The following is a 17,859-nucleotide window of genomic DNA, read 5'->3' on the forward strand; positions in this document are numbered from 1 at the left end:
ACGAGGAGGTCGGTGTCGATGGTCCTCGCTCTGACTGTGTGCGGAATCGTTGTCGCCCTCGTGGTGCTGGGGCTGTTCGTCTTCGGCCTGCGCCGCAGGCTCATCCAGCGCTCCGGCGGCACTTTCGACTGTTCCCTGCGCTGGGACGTGCCGGAGAAACCCGACACCAGCGGCAAAGGCTGGAGCTATGGCGTCGCCCGCTACAACGGCGACCGCATCGAGTGGTACCGCGTCTTCTCCTACGCCTACCGCCCGCGCCGCATCCTGGAGCGCTCCGCGATCGAGGTGGCCGGCCGCCGGGTCCCCGACGGCGAGGAGGAGCTGGCGCTGCTCTCCGACGCGGTGATCCTCACCTGTCTGCACCGGGGCACGCGCCTCGAACTCGCCATGAGCGAAGACGCGCTGACCGGTTTTCTCGCGTGGCTTGAGGCAGCCCCGCCCGGTCAGCGCGTCAATGTGGCTTAGTACGCCGTACGCCGGTCAGTTGAGCCCGTTGTTGATGGCGCTCACCAGCTCGCCGTTGCCGGTATCACCGCTGAACTCCCAGAAGAACGCGCCGCCGAGCCCCTGGGTCTTGGCCCACGACATCTTCGTAACGATGGTGGCGGGAGTGTCGTACGACCACCAGTTGCTGCCGCAGTGCGCGTACGCCGTGCCCGCGATCGTTCCGGTGGCCGGGCAGGAGCTCTTGAGGACCTTGTAGTCCTCGATGCCGGCCTCGTAGGTGCCGGTCGCCGGGCCGGTGGCGGTGCCGCCGGGGGCGGACTGGGTGACGCCGGTCCAGCCGCGGCCGTAGAAGCCGATGCCGAGCAGCAGCTTGCTCGCCGGGACGCCCTTCGCCTTGAGCTTGGCTATGGCGGCGGCGGAGTTGAAGCCCTCCTTCGGGATGCCGGAGTACGACGTGAGCGGCGAGTGCGGGGCGGTCGGGCCGGTCTTGTCCCAGGCGCCGAAGTAGTCGTACGTCATCACGTTGTACCAGTCGAGGTACCGCGCGGCGCCGCCGTAGTCGGCCGCGTCGATCTTGCCGCCGGACGAGGCGTCGGCCGTGATGGCGGCGGTGATCAGGTAGTTCGCGCCGAACTCGGCACGCAGTGCCTGCGAGAGGTTCTTGAACGCCGCGGCGCCGGAGGTGTCGCAGGTCAGGCCGCAGGCGTTCGGGTACTCCCAGTCGATGTCGATGCCGTCGAAGACGTCGGCCCAGCGCGGGTCCTCGACCACGGCCTTGCAGGACTTGGCGAAGGCTGCGGCGTTGGCCGCGGCCTGGCCGAAGCCGCCGGAGTAGGTCCAGCCGCCGAAGGAGTACAGCACCTTGATGTGCGGGTACTTCGCCTTCAGCTGGCGCAGCTGGTTGAAGTTGCCGCGCAGTGGCTGGTCCCAGGTGTCGGCGGTGCCGCTGACGGACTGGTCGGCGGTGTAGGCCTTGTCGTAGGCGGCGTAGGTGTCGTCGACGACGCACTTGCCGTCCTTGACGTTGCCGAACGCGTAGTTGATGTGTGTGATCTTCGAGGCGGAGCCCGAGGTCACCAGGTTCTTGACGTGATAGTTGCGGCCGTAGACGCCCCACTCGGTGAAGTAGCCGAGCTTGACCTTGGCGCCGGGGTCCGGATCCGGATCCGGGTCCGGGTCCGGGTCGCCGCCCGTGGTGCGCACCGCGCGGGCGCCGCTGACCGGGCCGGTCTGGTCGGCGGTGTCGCGGGCCTGGACGGTGTAGGAGTAGTCGGTGCCGGCGGTCAGGCCGGTGTTGGTGTACGACGTCGTCGTCACGGTGGCGACCTTGGCGCCGTCGCGCAGGACGTCGTAGTTCTTGATGCCCTTGTCGTCCGTGGCGGCGCTCCAGGTCAGCTTCACCGAGGTGTTGCTGATGTCGGAGGCGGTGGGCGTACCGGGGGCGGATGGCGGGTTGTCGCCGGGGACGCTGCCGCCGTCGCAGCTGCCGCCGTTCAGCTTGCAGTTCGCGGGGGAGCCGGAGCCGGTGCCGTTGAAGCCGAAGGTGACGGAGGCGCCGGGGGCGAGGGTGCCGTTCCAGGACTTGTTCTTGGCGGTCCAGTGGGTGCCGGAGGAGGTGACGTCGGCGTCCCAGGCGGAGGTGACGGAGGTGCCGGACGGGAAGTCCCACTCGACGGTCCAGGAGCTGAGGGAGGTCGTGCCGGTGTTCTTCACCGTCCACTTGCCCTCGAAGCCGGAGCCCCAGTCCTGGGTCTTGGCGTAGGTGGCGGTGGCGGACGTCGCGGCCTCTGCGGGGCCCGCGAGGCCGACCAGGCCGGCGAAGGGGAGCAACAGGGTCGCGAACCCTGCCGCGGCTCTGTGTCTGAAGCGCATGCTGCGCCTCCTTGTTGGGGAGTTGGGGGGCATGCTGAGCCTCACGCCCACTCATGGTGCGGTGAGAATAGAAAGGTCTGGACCACGGGTCAATAGGTCTGGACCACTTGCCCCTCGCGGATTCGCTCCGTTCCGCTAGATCCCCAACTCCTGCGCCAATACGGCCGCTTGCACCCGGCTGCGCAGCTCCAGCTTCCCCAGCAACCGGCTGACGTGCGTCTTCACCGTCGCCTCGGCCATGTCGAGCCGCGTCGCGATGGCGGCGTTGGACAACCCCTCCCCGAGGCAGGCCAGCACCTCGCGTTCGCGGCGCGTGAGACTGTCCAGCACCGACGGGTCCGCCGTCGGCTCCCGTGCGGGCTTCGCGGCGAACTCGGCGATCAGGCGCCGGGTGACGGCCGGGGCGATGAGGCCCTCCCCGCGTGCCACCGTCCGGACGGCCTCGATCAGATCCCTCGCCTCCGTGTTCTTCAGCAGGAACCCCGCGGCCCCGGCCCGCAACGCCCCGAACACATATTCGTCGAGGTCGAAGGTGGTCAGCACGAGGACGTCCGCCAGCCGCTCGGCGACCACCTGCCGCGTCGCCGACACCCCGTCCAGGCGCGGCATCTGAACGTCCATCAGCACCAGGTCGGGCCGCAGCTCGCGTGTCAGGGCCACCGCCTGCGCGCCGTCCGCCGCCTCGCCGACCACCTCGATGTCGGGCGCGCTGCGCAGGATGAGGACGAGCCCGGCGCGGACGGCCGACTGGTCCTCGGCGACCAGGACGCGGATCATTCTCTGTCTCCTTCGGTCACGGGAAGGGTGGCGCGTACGGCCCAGATCTTGCCGTCGACCGAGTCCGGGTCCGGGACGGGCCCGGCCTCGAAATCGCCGCCCAGCAGCGCGACCCGCTCCCGCATCCCGACCAGCCCGGCACCCGAGCCGGGCGCGCGCGGGCCCTCGCGGTCGCCGCCGAACGGGCTGGTCACGGAGACGGTGAGGCAGCCGTCCCGCTGGGCCACCGCCACCCTGACCCGGCCGGGGGAGGCGTGCTTGAGGGCGTTGGTCAGGGACTCCTGGACGATGCGGTAGGCGGCGAGTTCGACCGGGGTGGGGACGGCGGGGCAGGAGGCGTCGAGCGTGACGTCGAGGCCGTTGGTGCGGGCGCCGTCGACCAGGGTGTCGAGGCCGTCGAGCGTGGGGGCGGCGACCGGCTCGGTGTCGCCGCTGGAGTCGCGCAGGATGCCGATGAGCCGGCGCATCTCGGCGAGCCCTTCGACGCTGTTCTCGCGGATGACGGAGAGGGCGTCCCGGGAGGTCTTCGGGTCGTCGAGGGAGAGTGCGGCCGTGGAGTGGATGGCGATGGCGGAGAGGTGGTTGGCGACCATGTCGTGCAACTCGCGGGCCATGCGGGCGCGTTCCGAGGTCACGGCCTGGGCGCGGTCCATCTCGGCCAGCAGCGCGGTCTGTTCGGCGCGCAGGCGGGCGGCCTCGGCGGCGTCGCGATGGTTGCGGACGATCCAGCCGGTGGCGGCGGGCGCGTACGCAACGACACCGACGACCACGCCGATCAGCAGCGCCTCCGGGACGCGCCACACCGCGAACGGCACCAGCGTCCCGGCCACCGTGAGCAGGCCGGTGATCCACTGGATACGGCGGGCCGCGGCGAGCGGGCCGTACAGCACGGCCGCGTAGACGAGGTCGGTGAACATCAGGACCGTGGCCAGGCTGCCCTGGGTGAAGACGTCCGCGCAGATCGCGGGCGTGCCGATCAGCAGGGCCGTGCGGGGCGCCGCCCGACGCAGCAGCTCGCAGCCGGCCATCACGGTGAGCGGTACCAGGATCGGCCAGGGACCGTCGAAGAACGTGATCGGGTCCTTGGCGGTCCGCGTGCCCAGGCCGATGCTCACCAGCAGCAGCCCGCCGGCCAGCCCGCCGAGGGCGATGTACACGTCGAAGCGGTGCGGGCGGGGGAGGGCCATGACTCCATCCAACACGGTGGCCGCGGCCGACGCCTGATTCCGGGGGAGGGTCCTGGACTGCATCTTTCGATGTACGGCGGTTTCGTCACCGCCGACGACGAAAGGGGGCGTGGCCGCCGGGAGCCTGGACAGGTGACCGAAGGGAGCAAGTCGTGATCGTCGCCCTCATCATCGCCTGCGAGGTCGGCTTCTGGGTGCTGCTGGCCCTGGGCCTGGCCGTGCGCTACCTGCTGAAGTGGCGCCGCACCAGCGTGGTGCTGTTGCTGTGCGAGCCGGTGCTGGAGCTGGTCCTGTTCGTCGCGACGGCGATCGACCTGAAGAACGGCGCCGAGCCGAGCTGGGAGCACGGCGTGGCGGCGCTCTACATCGGCTACACGGTGGCCTTCGGCCACTACACGATCCGCTGGCTCGACGGCCACGCCGCCCACCGCCTGGCCGGCGGCCCGCCCCCGCCGAAGCCGCCCCGCTACGGCCGCGCCCGCGCCCGGCACGAGGCGAAGCTGTGGCTGCGGGCGGTGTTCGGGGGAGCGGTGGCGCTGGGACTGCTCCAGCTCGCGGTCTGGTACGTCGGCGACTCCGGGGACGTCAGCTCCCTCCGGGCCTTCCAGTGGGTGGCGATCCGCACGGTCGGCATCTACGGCCTGATCGCCCTGGGGTACTGGATCTGGCCGAAGAAGGCCCCCGCCGACGCCGAGAAGGAGTCCCGGCTCACGAGCGGCGAGGAGCGTGTCCGGTCATGAGCCAGGCGTCGAAGAGTGTCGGCGGCGCCCTCGTCCTCGTGGGCCCGTATCAACGGGTGCGGGAGAACAGCTGAGCGCTCCGCTGGAAGCGCCGTGCTGGGCCGTTGTTCGTCCGCGGTTCGTCGAGGCTGGTCGCGCAGTTCCCCGCGCCCCTTCAGGGCGCTGCCGAACCGCGGTCGACTTCGCCAAGGCTGCTTCAGCGCTCCCCGCCGGGGACCCAGAGGACGTCGCCCTCGGACTTGTTCGCCGTCCGCGCCAAGATGAACAGCAGGTCCGACAGGCGGTTGAGGTAGGTCGCCGTCAGCGGGTTCATCGCCTCGCCATGCACCTCCAGCGCGGCCCACGTGGAGCGCTCGGCCCGGCGTACGACCGTGCAGGCCTGGTGCAGCAGGGCCGCGCCCGGCGTGCCGCCCGGAAGGATGAAGGACCGCAGCTTCTCCAGCTGCTCGTTGAAGCGGTCGCAGTCCGCCTCCAGCTTGTCGATGTAGAACTGCTCGACCCGCAGCGGCGGGAACTCCGGGTTCTCCACCACCGGCGTCGACAGGTCCGCACCCACGTCGAACAGGTCGTTCTGCACACGGGTGAGGACCTTGACGACCTCCTCGTCGAGCCCGCCCAGCGCGATCGCCGTGCCGATCACCGCGTTCGCCTCGTTGGCGTCGGCGTACGCCGAGATCCGCAGATCGGTCTTGGCGACCCGGCTCATGTCGCCGAGGGCGGTGGTGCCCTGGTCGCCGGTCCTGGTGTAGATGCGCGTCAGATTGACCATGTGGCCAGCGTAGTTACGCTCCGGCGGTTCGGAACACGCGTGTGCCGACTGTCACGGCCAGTGCGGTGAAGGCGAGCGCGACCAGGACGCCGTACAGCATGTGCGCCGTCGCGTACGAGCCGACGTAGGCGTCCCGTACCGCGTCCACCAGATAGCGGAACGGCACGAAGTGGGAGAGGACGTCCAGCCACCTCGGCCCCAGTGTCATCGGCAGCATCAGGCCCGACAGCAGCATCATCGGCATCGTCATGGCGTTGATCGCCGGCCCGAACTCCTGCGGTGTGCGGACCTTCATGGCGAGCGCGTACGACAGGGAGGCCAGCGACACCGTCAGCAGCGCGACGAACGCGAAGCCGATCAGCACGCCGGGCACGGGAGCCCTGAGGCCCATCGCCAACGCCGCCAGCACCAGCAGCACCGCCTGGAAGACGAAGACGGTGGCGTCGCGCAGGACGCGGCCCAGCAGCAGCGCCAGGCGGCTGACGGGCGTCACGCGCATGCGCTCCACCACGCCCTGGCCCTGCTCGATGATGACCGAGAAGCCCGCGAACGACGCCCCGAACAAGCCGAGTTGCAGCAGCAGGCCGGGCACCAGCAGCTGCCACGAGCTGCCGCGCCCGCCGAGCGGCAGGTCGGTCAGGAGCGGGCCGAAGAAGAGCAGGTACAGCAGCGGCATCAGCACGCCGAAGAGCAGGGCGAAGCGGGAGCGCAGGGACTGGCGGAGGTAACGGCCGTAGATGAGGGCCGTGTCCTGGAACAGCATCCGGGGATTCCTATACGGCTACGGGGGCGGCGTCGGCCGGCGTGGCGCTGCGGCCGGTGATGGCGAGGAACGTGTCCTGGAGGGAGGCGTCGATCGAGCCGCCGTACTGCAGCTTCAGCGCGCTCGGTGTGCCCTCCGCGACGACCACGCCCCGGTCGACGACGACCAGGCGGTCGGAGAGGGCGTCGGCCTCGTCGAGGTAGTGGGTGGTCAGGAAGACCGTGGTGCCGTGCTCGTCGCGCAGGCGGCGGATCAGGTCCCACAGGTCGGCCCGGCTGCCGGGGTCGAGGCCGGTCGTCGGCTCGTCGAGGAACAGCACCTTCGGGCGGTGCGTGAGCGCCATCGCGATGTCGAGGCGGCGCCGCTGGCCGCCGGAGAGGGCGCCCGCCTTGCGGTCGAGGAGGTCGGTCAGGCTCAGGTCGCTGGCCAGCTCCTCGGCCCGCCCGTTCGCCTGTGTCTTCGTCAGGCGGTACAGGCGGCCCTGCGTGACCAGCTCCTCCCGCACGGTGATCTGCGGGTCGACCCCGCCGGACTGGGCCACGTATCCGCACGCCCGGCGCACCCCGGCGGGATCGGTCGCGAGATCGCAGCCCGCCACGGTGGCCGCGCCCCCGGTGGGCGCCAGCAACGTCGTCAGCATCCGCAGGGTCGTCGTCTTGCCTGCCCCGTTCGGGCCCAGGAAGCCGAGGATCTCGCCCTCGCGGACGGCCAGGTCGATGCCGCGCACGGCCTCGACGGGGCCGAGCTTGGTCTGGAAGGTACGGGCCAGTGCGGCCGTACTGATGATGGGCATGGCACCAGAAAAACAGAGTCTCTTAAATTTTGCAATGACCCCAAAGTTTCAGAGAGTCCAGCGAAGTTAGGATGTGGACCATGGCTGAAGGGCTCAGGGAACGGAAGAAGCGCGAGACGCGACAGCGCATCTCGGACATCGCCACCGGGCTGTTCCTGGAGCACGGGTTCCTGACGGTGACCATCGCGGACGTGGCGGAGGCCGCCGACGTCTCCGTGAACACCGTCTACAACTACTTCCCGGCCAAAGAGGACCTCTTCTTCGACCGCTCCGCCGGCGTCGTCGAGCAGCTCTCCCGCTGGGTGCGCGGACGGGATCACGGGGAGTCGGCCGCCCGGGCCGTACTGCGCGAGCTGCGTGCCGAGGCCGAGGCGGTCTCCCCGCGGCTCGGCCTCATGGAGGGCTACGACCGCTTCATGCGCGTCATCCACGAGGCGCCGCCGCTGCGCTCGCGGCTCTGGAGCCTCCAGCAGGAGATCCACGACCACCTGGAAGCCACCCTCCGCGAGGAGGTCGGCGCGCCCGACGGCGACCCGCTGCCGGGTCTGATCGCCGGTCAGATCTCCTGGTGTCACCACACGGTCTTCGTCGCCGTCGGCCGCGAGATGCTCAAGGGGCGCAATCCGGACGAAGTGTCACGTGAGGCGCTCGTGCTTCTCGATGACATCGAGGAGCTGTTGAGCGAGAAGGTGCTCAACTACGCCGTCCGAGGCGCTCAATGACCCGTGCCGGTGTGATGTCCGTCAGGCGAGACGTGACTCGCGTTACTAACCGGTCACACAGTCCCTCACGACCGCTAAGGTCCGCCGAAGAGGCAACCTAAACAGGGTGTAAGGCGTTTCAAAGGGGAGTCGCAACAGTGGCACGGAAGCTTGCCGTCATCGGCGCCGGCTTGATGGGTTCCGGGATCGCCCAGGTCTCCGCTCAGGCGGGCTGGGACGTCGTCCTCAGGGACGTCACCGACGAGGCTCTCAAGCGTGGCACCGACGGCATCAAGGCGTCGTACGACAAGTTCGTCAGCAAGGGCAAGCTGGAGGCGCACGACGCCGACGCCGCCCTCGCCCGGATCACCGCGACCACCGACCTGGACGCCGCCGCCGACGCGGACGTCGTCGTCGAGGCCGTCTTCGAGAAGCTCGAGGTCAAGCACGAGATCTTCCGCGCGCTCGACAAGATCGTGCGCGAGGACACCGTGCTCGCCTCCAACACCTCCGCCATCCCGATCACCAAGATCGCGGCGGCCACCGAGCGCCCCGAGCGGGTCGTCGGTGTGCACTTCTTCTCACCGGTGCCGATGATGCAGCTGTGCGAGCTGGTCCGCGGCTACAAGACGAGTGACGAAACCCTCGCCACCGCGCGGGACTTCGCCGAGTCCGTCGGCAAGACCTGCATCGTCGTCAACCGGGATGTCGCCGGCTTCGTGACGACCCGGCTCATCTCGGCCCTCGTCGTCGAGGCCGCCAAGCTGTACGAGTCGGGCGTCGCCACCGCCGAGGACATCGACCTCGCCTGCAAGCTGGGCTTCGGTCACGCCATGGGCCCGCTCGCCACGGCTGACCTCACCGGCGTCGACATCCTGCTGCACGCCACCAGCAACATCTACACCGAGTCCCAGGACGAGAAGTTCGCCCCGCCGGAGCTGATGCGCCGGATGGTGGACGCGGGTGACATCGGCCGCAAGAGCGGGCAAGGCTTTTACAGCTACTGAGGTTTCGTAGATCACCGCACGGCCCCCGCGCCCATCACGCGATGGGGTGAATTCGGTATCGGTTCGCTCACAGACGGCAACCTCCGACGGCTCAACGCCGTCAGAGGTTGCATCACCCGTCACAGCGAAGACTCATAGCGAACACAGGCACAGCTACAGCAGCCACAGCTACAGCCACAGTCAACTCATCGCGGAGCACGAACGCACGCTTGGGGAGCGCATATGTACATCAGGGGCGACCACGCCGAACTGGTCGTCGGGGGCGTCCTCGACGTCCGCAGCGCGGCGGACGCCCGTACGGTCCTGCACTCGGCCGTCGACGACGGAGTCGGCGATCTGGTGCTCGACCTGTCCGAGCTGGACTCCTGGGACGCCACCGGACTCGGGGTGATCATGGGGGCCCACCGGCGGGCCGGCCGCTGCGGCCGGCGCCTGGTGCTGCGCGGCGTGCCGCCGCAGATGCAGCGCCTGCTGGTGGCCACCCGGCTGCACCGGATCCTGGCGATCGAGGGCGGCATCGGGGTGGAGTCCCTGCCCCGGGTGTGACACTGCGATCGGGCGGGACGCTGCATAGAAGTGAGGCGCCCCGGCACAGGTGGGGCGGGACAGTCGGGCGTTCCATCTGCGAAGCGTACGTCGGGCACAATCCTCACGAGACTGTGACGTCTCGGACGGCGCGGTACCCCGACCTGTCGTAGATACTGTGCGAAGGTTTAGGGTTCGGCTGCCCGCCGAGCAGACAAACCCCTTCGAGCGGGCCCGGACCAGAAGCGACAGCGCGGTGTGCAAAGGCCGGGAGGGGCCAGGACCCGCAGCACACGACGCTTTTGGGGGGCTTGAAGCTATGGACCCGAACAACCGGGGATCCGAGGAGTACGGACACGACGGCGACGGCCAGGCGTCGCGCCAGCGGCCGCCCAGGGATCCCCTCACACCCGACTTCGGACAGCACGCGCCCGGACTCGCCCGCACGGTGCAACTGGTCTCGGGCGACTTCCTGCTCACCGTCAACCCCGTCGACGGCAGCGAGATAGAGGTCTGCCCGCCCGCTGAGCGCCCCGGGCGGCCCGAGAAGCTCGGCCCGGCCGACCGCGCCGAGGCCGACCGCGCCGCCAGACCGCCCGTCCCGCCCGGCCCGAGCCGTCCCGCCCAGCCGCTGCTGGCCCGCCAGGACGAGCGCGAACAGCTGGTACGGCTGCTCGCCCGCGGCCGCTCCGTGCGCCTCGTCGGCTCCCCGGGCGCCGGCCGCACCAGCCTCCTCGACCTCGTCGCCGAGGACTGCGCGGACCTCGCCCCCGACGGCGTGGTCCGCCTCACCGGCTTCCACCGCACGCCCACCGACCTGCTGTACGACCTCTTCCACGCCGTATACAGGGCCCCCCTGCACCGCCCGGAACAGGACGAACTGCTCCCCTTCGTCCGTGAGATCGGCGCGGTCGTCGTCCTGGACGACCTGGAGTTCGGCGGCGCCGCCCTCGACGAGTTGCTGGACGCGACCCCCGAGTGCGCCTTCGTGCTCGGCGTCACGCCCGACGTGCCCGCGCCGTCCGTCGAGTCCGGCATCGAGGACGTCGCCCTCGGCGGTCTCGACCGTGCCGCGAGCGTGGAGCTCCTGGAGCGCCAGGTCGGCCGGGTCCTCACCGAGGACGAGTTGAACTGGGCGGGCGACCTGTGGTTCGAGTCGGAGGGCCTGCCGCTGCGGTTCGTCCAGGCCGGGGCGCTGCTGCGGCAGCGGGACCGACTGCGGGCCGGCGCGGACGCCGTCGACGAGTTCGGGGTCTTCGAGGACGCGCCGCCGCTGGTGGACGAGCCGGTCGACGCACCCTTCGACGCGCCGTTCGGCGGCGAGAGCGGCCGCGAGGAGGTGCCGCTGCCGTCGCTCGGCGAGGCGGCCGGCCCTGCGCCGCTGCTCGCCTCACGGCTCGGCGCCTCGGCCCGCGCCACCCTGAAGTTCGCCGTCGCGCTCGGCGGCGAGGTGCCGCACCAGGCCCATCTGCCGGCACTGGTCGGTGACACCCACGCCGACGCCGCACTGGGCGAGCTGGCCGAGTGCGGGCTCGTCTCGCCGGTCGGCTCCCGCTACCGGCTCGCCCCCGGCGTGCAGGCCCAGCTGGAGGCCGTCGGATACGCCGAGGACGTCCAGGACGGCGCCCTCACCGCCGCCCGGCACTACGCCTGGTGGGCCGGACACCCCTCGGTCACGCCGGAGCGCGTGTGTGCCGAGGCGGACGCCGTGCTCGCCGCCCTGGGCGTGCTGGTGCCGGCTACGACGCCGCCCGACGAGGACGACGAGAGCCCGACCGTGCAGCTGGCCCGTACGGCCGCGCCCGCGTTCGCCGCGGGGCTGCACTGGAGCGCCTGGGAGCGGGCGCTGCGGGCCGGCGCCGAGGCCGCTCGCCTCGCCGGTGACGTCTCCGAACAGGCCTACTTCCACCACGAGTTGGGCATCCTCGCGCTCTGCGGTGGCCGACTGGACCGGGCCCGAGCCGAGCTGGAGACCTCCATCGGCCTGCGCGGCGCCCTCGCCGACAAGCGCGGCACGGTCGCGGGCCGTCGCGCCCTCGCGCTGGTCTCGGACCGCTCCGGTACGACGCCGGGGGTGGCCGCGTTCGGTGCCACGGCGGGGGAGGAGGTGTCGGGCGCACGGTACGAGGAGTCGCAGTCGCCGCCGGGAGGAGTACCTGCCGTCGCCTTCCCGCCCGCCGGGGACGCCACGACGCTGGTCACCCACCGGGCGTCGTCGCCCTCCTCGCCGTCGTCCCAGGGGACCTCGCACAAGGGCCGCGGCGGCGTCCGGAACTTCGCCCGGCGCAACCTCGTCGCGGCCGGCTCGGGCGCGCTGCTCGTGGCCGTGCTCGGCACGGTGGTGACGCTCGGCGCGACCTCCGACAACGACCCGAGCACCCCGTCCACGCAGGTCGGCGTCAACCCGTCCGCCAGCCAGGGGATCGGCGACGACAGCATCGGCGCCGACAAGGCGGAGGGCGACGACGGGGAGAACTCCGGCGACACGGGCACGGCGACGAGCCGGCCCACGGACCCGGGTCCCGACGGCACGTACGGCACGTCGGACGACCCGACTCCGACGGAGACGGACGGGCCGTCGGACGACCCGACCGGTACGCAGGGCTCGGGCGGCGGTTCGAGCTCGCCGACGAAGCCGCCGTCGTCGACGACCAAGCCGCCGTCCACGACCAAGCCGCCGACGGACGACCCCACCGACGATCCGACGGACGATCCGACGACGACCCCGCCGACGGACGACCCGACGACGCCACCGACGGACGACCCGACGACGCCGCCGACGGAATCCCCCTCGACCTCCACGTCGGCCAGCGGCCCGGCCCCGTCCAGCCCGGCGGAGACCACCAGTTCCGCGAGCGCCCCGCAGAGCACCGACGCGGGTACGCCGAGCACCGGCTCGGACGCCGTGATCTGACCACCGATCAAGACAGAAGGGCCGGGTCCACCCTGCGGACCCGGCCCTCGTCGTCGTACAACCGCCCAAAGCGGGCGCGTCAGAACAGCCGCAGCTTGTCGTCCTCGATCCCGCGCATCGCGTCGTAGTCCAGGACCTGGCAGCCGATGCCGCGGTCCGTGGCGAGGACGCGGGCCTGCGGCTTGATCTCCTGTGCCGCGAAGATGCCCCGGACGGGTGCGAGATGGGGGTCCCGGTTCAGCAGCTCCAGATAGCGCGTGAGCTGCTCCACACCGTCGATCTCGCCGCGCCGCTTGATCTCGACGGCGACCGTCTGGCCCTCGGCGTCCCGGCACAGGATGTCGACCGGGCCGATGGCCGTCATGTACTCGCGGCGGATGAGCGTGTAGCCCTCGCCGAGCGTTTCGATGCGGTCGGCGAGCAGTTCCTGGAGGTGCGCTTCCACGCCGTCCTTGATCAGGCCGGGGTCCACGCCGAGTTCGTGCGAGGAGTCGTGGAGGATTTCCTCCATCGTGATGATGAGCTTCTCGCCCGCTTTGTTGGTGACCGTCCAGACGTCCTGCTGCTCGCCGTCCCCCTCCTTCAGGGTGCAGGGCGGCGACATCCAGTTCAGAGGCTTGTAGGCCCGGTCGTCCGCGTGGATCGAGACGCTGCCGTCCGCCTTGACCAGGATCAGACGGGGCGCCGAGGGCAGGTGAGCGGTGAGCCGGCCCGCGTAGTCGACGGAGCATCGGGCAATGACGAGACGCATGGTCGGCAACGCTACTCGACGGGTCCCGGTCGACGCGATTCGCCCTGGGGGAGTCCGTATGACCCCGGACTGCCCCTGTTCATTTCTGGCCGATTGTGTGCCTAACGAGGACTGCGCATGTACCCAATCTCCTGGTGCCGTCACCGTCTGTTGCCTACCGTATTAAACGGGAGGTCGCGAGGCGTGTACGCAGAGTGTCCGGCATCGCGAACTCCCTTATCTGTCCGGCAACCCCTGATGTTCTGGGGGTGCGAGAGGAGAACCCATGTCGCTCGACGTCTCACCGGCCCTACTCGAACAGGCCGAGCGAGGCGAGGTCGACGAAGCCGTCTTCGTCGACTGCGTCCGGACCTCCCTGCCTTATGCATGGGAGATGATCAGCTCACTGGTGGCTCAGCTGAAGGTCGACGGCGGTCAGTTCGCCGACAACCAGACGCCCCCGCCGGACGAGCAGGCACGTGGCCAGCTGCTGCGTGCGCTTGCGAGTGACGCGATACGCGGCGCGCTGCAGCGGCACTTCGGGGTGCGACTGGCCTTCCAGAACTGCCACCGGGTGGCGGTGTTCCCGCTTGACGCCTCGGTCGACGAGACGCATGCCCGCTTCACCTCGGTCCGCAGCCAGGTGCTGAACCAGTCCCCGGAATTCAGGGACTGCTGACGCGCTGAACCGCTTGCTTGCCGCTCCGTACGCGGGAGGTGCAATCAGTACCGGGGCGGCAAGCCCTTCTGGCGGAACGGCGTTCAGAGGTGAGGGAGCCGTGCATCCTCGGCCGGTCGGTTCAGCCGAGGTGCGGCAGTACTTCGGCGCCCAGTCGCCGTACGTTCTCCTCGGTCGCCGCCAGATCGCCCGAGCCCTCGACGAGCAGGGCGAAGCGGGAGATGCCGGTCCGCTCGCTGGTCGCCGCCAGCCGGTCGGCGCACAGGCGGGGGGTACCCACCGGGTGCAGCCCGCAGAGCAGTTCGGTGTAGGCGAGCGGGTCCCGCATCACGCGATGGCGGCCGTCCACCGTCACATGGGCCTCCAGGCCCTGACGGAGCCAGCCCGGCATCGCCTTCGTCAGCGTCTCGACCGCGTCCGTGCGCCGGTCGGCGATCTGGCAGACGCCGGCCGAGACATGGGCCGCGCCGAGGATCTCCTCAGCCGGGCGCCCGGCCGCGCGGGCGTGCTCCCGCCACAGGGCGACCATCTCCGCCTTCTCCTCGTCGCCCACATGCATCCCCAGCAGCATCGGCAGCCCGCGCTCGGCCGCGAGGCGCACGCTGGCCGGCGAGGTGCACGCGACGACGACCTCGGGCCCCTCGACCTCTGTGAGGCACTCCGACGGCCTTGGTACGACGGGGACTTCACGGAAACCGAAGCGGTCCCCGGAGGCCGCGACCGAGGGTTCGCGCAGCCAGCGCATGAGCAGATCGAGTGATTCCGGGAACCCCTCCTCGTACGCCTCGAGGCCCTGGCCGAACACCTCCAGGTCGACCCACGGCCCGCCGCGCCCGACCCCCAGCGAGAACCGCCCGCCGGAGGTGATGTGCAGCAGCGCGGCCTGTTCGCCGAGGGCCACCGGGTGGGCGGTGGGCAGCACGCTGACCGCCGTGCCGACCCGCAGGCGCTCGGTGCGGCCGAGCAGTAACGCGGCCAGCGTGATCGCGGACGGACAGGTGCCGTACGGCACGAAGTGGTGCTCGGCCAGCCAGACCGTGTCGAGCCCCGCTTCCTCGGCGACCTCGGCGGAGCGGACCGCGCGGTGCAGCGCCTCCCCGTCGCCCTGCCCCGGGAACCGGGCCGCCAACACGAAACTTCCTACGTGCATTGCCTTTTCCTGCTTCCTTGGCTCCGACGCGGAGCTCCCCCACCGGGCATAACCGTCTGACACGTGCCGAGGACACGGCTTGGCGAAGGGATTTGCGGATTGTCTGCAGAATCGAGCGCCGGAGCGAGGGGCTTGTGGGGGTTGGTGCCGTACGAATACCCCTGTCCGTGCCGCGTAGGCTGGACATGACCCGTGCATCCTGTATAGCCCCGAGAGGTGTTCCGTGTCCCCGCGTCGCAACCGACCCAACGGCCCCAAGGGAGCCGCCTCGTCCGGACGCAGTGCCGAGGACGACCGCCCCGGCCGTTACGGCGGCTGGCAGTCGGCCGAGAACTGGCAGGGCGAGGACTGGAACGTACGGCATGTCGCGGGCGCGAGCGCACAGGGCAAGGCGTACCGCTGCCCGGGCTGCGAACAGATGATCCCGGACGGCGTCCCGCACGTCGTCGCCTGGCCGGACCACGCGGGCGTCGACGACCGCCGCCACTGGCACAAGGCGTGCTGGAACGCGAAGGACCGCCGCACCACGCGGGTGCAGCGGTCCCGTAACGCGCCGAAGTTCTAGAGGGTCCGGCCGGACCGGCTCACACGTCCCGCTGCTCCAGCAGGGCGTAGGCGCCGGCGAACGCGGCGGCCGTCACGACGAGCATGATCCACAGCGGGTCCCAGCCGGACGGGCCGGAATCGCTGAGGGACTGCTCGTAGAAGACGCTGAGCTGGTTCGGGATCGAGTACTCGAACAGGGCCCGCTGCAGGTCCTCCAGCGACTGCGAGAACATGAACAGCGCGATGACCAGCGGCGCCAGCAGCACGCCGGTCATGATCGTGATCGCGCCCGCCGAGTGCCGGATCATCGACCCGACGACGAGCGAGAGCAGGCCGAGCAGCGCGATGTAGAGCGAGATGCCGACCGTGCCCTTCAGCCACTCCTGGACGGTGGGCTCCCGCGCGTCCAGCATGGCCACGTCCGCGAGGGCGACGAGGACGGCCGACACCAGCGTCACCACGAAGGCGACGACGAAGAACACGATCGCCTTCGCCGCCAGCACGCGGCCGCGGGACGGGCACGCGGTCATCGTGGTCCGGATCATGCCGGTGCCGTACTCCGAGGCGGTGGTCAGCACGCCGAGCGTGATGATGCACATGCTGCCGAGCAGCAGGCCGAAGAAGCCGAACGACAGCGGGTTCTCCTGGCTCAGGCTGCCGTCCGAGGAGTTGCCGGCGACCAGCGCGGCGGCCAGCAGACCGATGCCGACGACGAGCAGCACGAACACACCGAGCGTCCACATCGTGGAGCGCACCGAGCGGATCTTCGTCCACTCCGAGGCGAGCGCGTGGCCGAGGTGCGTGCGCACGACGGGGATCGGCGAGGTGTAGGTGGGGTACGACGAGCCGGGCGCCGCCTGCCAGTTCGGTGCGGCGCTCTGCGGCATCGGGGGCTGGGGCGTGCTCATCGGGCGTCCTCGGGCTTGGTCGGGGCGGCGGGGGTGGCAGGGGCGGAGGGGGTTTCGGGTGCGGCGGGAGGCTGGGCCGGGGCCTGCGGAGGAGCGGCAGGGGGCTGGGCCGGGGCCTGGGGCGCCTGCGGGGCCTGCTGGGCGTAGGGGTTGGGCGCACCCGCTCCGGGTGTCGCAGCGGGCGCGCCAGGGGCGCCGTACGGTCCCTGCCCACCCTGCGGCGGGGCGAACGGCTGTCCGCCCTGCTCGGGCGGCGGCGGGGCGTACCAGCCGGGCTGGCCCTGACCCGGGACCGGCACCGGGGGCTGCGCGCCCGGCGGCAGCGGCTGCATCAGCCCTGCCTTCTGGTCGGCCGTCGAGCGGTAGTCGACCGCGCCCTGCGTCATCCGCATGTACGCCTCCTCCAGCGAGGCCTGGTGCGGCGACAGCTCCCACAGCCGTACGTCGGAGTCGTGCGCGATGTCGCTGATGCGGGGGAGCGGCAGCCCGGTCACCCGGAGCGCGCCGTCCTGCTCGGGCAGCACGTGCCCGCCCGCCTCGGTGAGCGCGCCGGCCAGCTTCTCGCGCAGCTGCGGCTCGGTGTCCGGCGTACGGACCCGGGCGAAGCCGGCGGAGTTCGCCGCGATGAAGTCCTGCACGCTCATGTCGGCGAGCAGCTGGCCTCGCCCGATGACGATCAGGTGGTCGGCGGTCAGCGCCATCTCGCTCATGAGGTGCGAGGAGACGAAGACCGTCCGGCCCTCGGCAGCCAGCGACTTCATCAGGTTCCGCACCCAGAGGATGCCCTCGGGGTCGAGGCCGTTGACCGGCTCGTCGAACAGCAGCACCTGCGGGTCGCCCAGCAGCGCGGCGGCGATACCGAGGCGCTGGCCCATGCCGAGCGAGAAGCCCTTCGAGCGCCGCCTGGCCACGTCCTGGAGACCGACCACGCCCAGCACCTCGTCCACCCGGCGGGCCGGGATGCCGGACAGCTGGGCCAGGCACAGCAGGTGGTTGCGGGCGGCCCGGCCGCCGTGCACCGCCTTGGCGTCCAGCAGGGCGCCGACCTGGCGGGGGGCGTTGGGCAGCTTGCGGTACGGGAAGCCGCCGATGGTCACGTGGCCCGCGGTCGGGTTGTCCAGGCCGAGGATCATCCGCATCGTCGTCGACTTGCCCGAGCCGTTGGGGCCCAGGAAGCCGGTGACGGCACCGGGCCGCACATGGAAGGACAGGTTGTACACAGCGGTCTTGTCGCCGTAGCGCTTGGTCAGGCCGACTGCCTCGATCATGCTCCGCACCCATCGAAAGGTTCAGGACAGCGGGGCACACGCCCCCCGTAAGGGTTAGGAGGATACCGAGGCGCTGACGGTTC

Annotated in this window: 18 protein-coding genes; 8 read left to right on the plus strand and 10 right to left on the minus strand. The window is 70.9% G+C overall.

Annotated elements, in window-relative coordinates:
• Window positions 1-18 precede the first annotated feature (18 nt).
• Window positions 19-465, plus strand: coding sequence for a DUF2550 domain-containing protein (locus ACTMVF_RS27305; RefSeq protein WP_062709764.1), 447 nt, complete (start codon window positions 19-21; stop codon window positions 463-465).
• 15 nt (window positions 466-480) lie between these two features.
• On the opposite strand, the gene ACTMVF_RS27310 is transcribed toward ACTMVF_RS27305, so the two are convergent.
• From ACTMVF_RS27310 to ACTMVF_RS27320, 3 genes are all read right to left on the minus strand, one after another.
• Window positions 481-2,319, minus strand: coding sequence for a glycosyl hydrolase family 18 protein (locus ACTMVF_RS27310; RefSeq protein WP_441273746.1), 1,839 nt, complete (start codon window positions 2,317-2,319; stop codon window positions 481-483).
• Between the two features lie 135 nt (window positions 2,320-2,454).
• The gene (locus ACTMVF_RS27315) at window positions 2,455-3,096 is read right to left on the minus strand and encodes a response regulator (protein WP_441273747.1); all 642 of its coding nucleotides are present in this window, start codon (window positions 3,094-3,096) and stop codon (window positions 2,455-2,457) included.
• Window positions 3,093-4,283, minus strand: coding sequence for a sensor histidine kinase (locus ACTMVF_RS27320; protein WP_441273748.1), 1,191 nt, complete (start codon window positions 4,281-4,283; stop codon window positions 3,093-3,095). The genes ACTMVF_RS27315 and ACTMVF_RS27320 overlap by 4 nt, the downstream gene beginning before the upstream one ends.
• A 152-nt stretch (window positions 4,284-4,435) precedes the next feature.
• Here ACTMVF_RS27320 and ACTMVF_RS27325 point away from each other — a divergent pair, with 152 nt between their 5' ends.
• Entirely contained in the window at window positions 4,436-5,023 is a 588-nt protein-coding gene (locus ACTMVF_RS27325) for a hypothetical protein (RefSeq protein ID WP_441273749.1), read from the plus strand.
• 196 nt (window positions 5,024-5,219) lie between these two features.
• Here ACTMVF_RS27325 and ACTMVF_RS27330 read toward each other — a convergent pair whose 3' ends face one another.
• Genes ACTMVF_RS27330 through ACTMVF_RS27340 form a run of 3 tightly spaced genes read right to left on the minus strand, consistent with a single transcriptional unit; the run spans window position 5,220 to window position 7,348 of the window.
• Window positions 5,220-5,792, minus strand: a complete 573-nt coding sequence (locus tag ACTMVF_RS27330; RefSeq protein ID WP_301996847.1) for a cob(I)yrinic acid a,c-diamide adenosyltransferase — start codon at window positions 5,790-5,792, stop codon at window positions 5,220-5,222.
• Between the two features lie 13 nt (window positions 5,793-5,805).
• Window positions 5,806-6,555, minus strand: a complete 750-nt coding sequence (locus ACTMVF_RS27335) for an ABC transporter permease (protein WP_441273750.1) — start codon at window positions 6,553-6,555, stop codon at window positions 5,806-5,808.
• Between the two features lie 10 nt (window positions 6,556-6,565).
• Window positions 6,566-7,348: an ABC transporter ATP-binding protein gene (locus tag ACTMVF_RS27340; RefSeq protein WP_441273751.1), complete on the minus strand. Its 783-nt coding sequence runs from the start codon at window positions 7,346-7,348 to the stop codon at window positions 6,566-6,568.
• 80 nt (window positions 7,349-7,428) lie between these two features.
• On the opposite strand from ACTMVF_RS27340, the gene ACTMVF_RS27345 reads away from it, so the two are divergent.
• The 4 genes from ACTMVF_RS27345 to ACTMVF_RS27360 all read left to right on the plus strand — a co-directional run bounded on the left by ACTMVF_RS27345 (window position 7,429) and on the right by ACTMVF_RS27360 (window position 12,495).
• Entirely contained in the window at window positions 7,429-8,070 is a 642-nt protein-coding gene (locus ACTMVF_RS27345; protein ID WP_441273752.1) for a TetR/AcrR family transcriptional regulator, read from the plus strand.
• Window positions 8,071-8,207: 137 nt separating this feature from the next.
• Complete coding sequence (locus tag ACTMVF_RS27350; RefSeq protein ID WP_441273753.1) at window positions 8,208-9,056, plus strand: 3-hydroxyacyl-CoA dehydrogenase family protein; 849 nt, start codon at window positions 8,208-8,210, stop codon at window positions 9,054-9,056.
• A 222-nt stretch (window positions 9,057-9,278) separates the two neighbouring features.
• On the plus strand, window positions 9,279-9,602 hold the full coding sequence (locus ACTMVF_RS27355) for an STAS domain-containing protein (protein WP_441273754.1): 324 nt from the start codon (window positions 9,279-9,281) through the stop codon (window positions 9,600-9,602).
• Between the two features lie 298 nt (window positions 9,603-9,900).
• On the plus strand, window positions 9,901-12,495 hold the full coding sequence (locus ACTMVF_RS27360) for an ATP-binding protein (RefSeq protein ID WP_441273755.1): 2,595 nt from the start codon (window positions 9,901-9,903) through the stop codon (window positions 12,493-12,495).
• A 79-nt stretch (window positions 12,496-12,574) separates the two neighbouring features.
• Here the strand turns inward: ACTMVF_RS27360 and nucS are convergent, their stop codons facing one another.
• Complete coding sequence (gene nucS / locus ACTMVF_RS27365) at window positions 12,575-13,246, minus strand: endonuclease NucS (protein WP_403454297.1); 672 nt, start codon at window positions 13,244-13,246, stop codon at window positions 12,575-12,577.
• A gap of 265 nt (window positions 13,247-13,511) precedes the next feature.
• Here nucS and ACTMVF_RS27370 point away from each other — a divergent pair, with 265 nt between their 5' ends.
• Entirely contained in the window at window positions 13,512-13,904 is a 393-nt protein-coding gene (locus tag ACTMVF_RS27370) for an SCO5389 family protein (protein ID WP_128434698.1), read from the plus strand.
• A gap of 121 nt (window positions 13,905-14,025) precedes the next feature.
• On the opposite strand, the gene ACTMVF_RS27375 is transcribed toward ACTMVF_RS27370, so the two are convergent.
• Window positions 14,026-15,054, minus strand: a complete 1,029-nt coding sequence (locus ACTMVF_RS27375; RefSeq protein ID WP_441273756.1) for an LLM class flavin-dependent oxidoreductase — start codon at window positions 15,052-15,054, stop codon at window positions 14,026-14,028.
• A gap of 223 nt (window positions 15,055-15,277) precedes the next feature.
• On the opposite strand from ACTMVF_RS27375, the gene ACTMVF_RS27380 reads away from it, so the two are divergent.
• Window positions 15,278-15,619, plus strand: a complete 342-nt coding sequence (locus ACTMVF_RS27380; RefSeq protein ID WP_441273757.1) for an ATP/GTP-binding protein — start codon at window positions 15,278-15,280, stop codon at window positions 15,617-15,619.
• A gap of 19 nt (window positions 15,620-15,638) precedes the next feature.
• Here the strand turns inward: ACTMVF_RS27380 and ACTMVF_RS27385 are convergent, their stop codons facing one another.
• Together ACTMVF_RS27385 and ACTMVF_RS27390 are read right to left on the minus strand one after the other, a co-directional pair.
• Window positions 15,639-16,508, minus strand: coding sequence for an ABC transporter permease (locus tag ACTMVF_RS27385; RefSeq protein ID WP_441273758.1), 870 nt, complete (start codon window positions 16,506-16,508; stop codon window positions 15,639-15,641).
• Entirely contained in the window at window positions 16,505-17,776 is a 1,272-nt protein-coding gene (locus tag ACTMVF_RS27390) for an ABC transporter ATP-binding protein (protein WP_441273759.1), read from the minus strand. The genes ACTMVF_RS27385 and ACTMVF_RS27390 overlap by 4 nt, the downstream gene beginning before the upstream one ends.
• Window positions 17,777-17,859 lie beyond the last annotated feature (83 nt).

Origin of the sequence: Streptomyces sp. SD31 (assembly GCF_052068475.1) — a bacterium.
GTDB lineage: Bacteria > Actinomycetota > Actinomycetes > Streptomycetales > Streptomycetaceae > Streptomyces.

Coding starts and splice junctions, on each gene's coding strand:
- ACTMVF_RS27330 (WP_301996847.1), bottom strand. CDS start 5,792: ATGGTCAATCTGACGCGCATCTACACCAGGACCGGCGACCAGGGCACC.
- ACTMVF_RS27360 (WP_441273755.1), top strand. CDS start 9,901: ATGGACCCGAACAACCGGGGATCCGAGGAGTACGGACACGACGGCGAC.
- ACTMVF_RS27390 (WP_441273759.1), bottom strand. CDS start 17,776: ATGATCGAGGCAGTCGGCCTGACCAAGCGCTACGGCGACAAGACCGCT.
- ACTMVF_RS27340 (WP_441273751.1), bottom strand. CDS start 7,348: ATGCCCATCATCAGTACGGCCGCACTGGCCCGTACCTTCCAGACCAAG.
- ACTMVF_RS27315 (WP_441273747.1), bottom strand. CDS start 3,096: ATGATCCGCGTCCTGGTCGCCGAGGACCAGTCGGCCGTCCGCGCCGGG.
- ACTMVF_RS27385 (WP_441273758.1), bottom strand. CDS start 16,508: ATGAGCACGCCCCAGCCCCCGATGCCGCAGAGCGCCGCACCGAACTGG.
- ACTMVF_RS27305 (WP_062709764.1), top strand. CDS start 19: ATGGTCCTCGCTCTGACTGTGTGCGGAATCGTTGTCGCCCTCGTGGTG.
- ACTMVF_RS27310 (WP_441273746.1), bottom strand. CDS start 2,319: ATGCGCTTCAGACACAGAGCCGCGGCAGGGTTCGCGACCCTGTTGCTC.
- ACTMVF_RS27320 (WP_441273748.1), bottom strand. CDS start 4,283: ATGGCCCTCCCCCGCCCGCACCGCTTCGACGTGTACATCGCCCTCGGC.
- ACTMVF_RS27355 (WP_441273754.1), top strand. CDS start 9,279: ATGTACATCAGGGGCGACCACGCCGAACTGGTCGTCGGGGGCGTCCTC.
- ACTMVF_RS27345 (WP_441273752.1), top strand. CDS start 7,429: ATGGCTGAAGGGCTCAGGGAACGGAAGAAGCGCGAGACGCGACAGCGC.
- ACTMVF_RS27375 (WP_441273756.1), bottom strand. CDS start 15,054: ATGCACGTAGGAAGTTTCGTGTTGGCGGCCCGGTTCCCGGGGCAGGGC.
- ACTMVF_RS27370 (WP_128434698.1), top strand. CDS start 13,512: ATGTCGCTCGACGTCTCACCGGCCCTACTCGAACAGGCCGAGCGAGGC.
- nucS (WP_403454297.1), bottom strand. CDS start 13,246: ATGCGTCTCGTCATTGCCCGATGCTCCGTCGACTACGCGGGCCGGCTC.
- ACTMVF_RS27335 (WP_441273750.1), bottom strand. CDS start 6,555: ATGCTGTTCCAGGACACGGCCCTCATCTACGGCCGTTACCTCCGCCAG.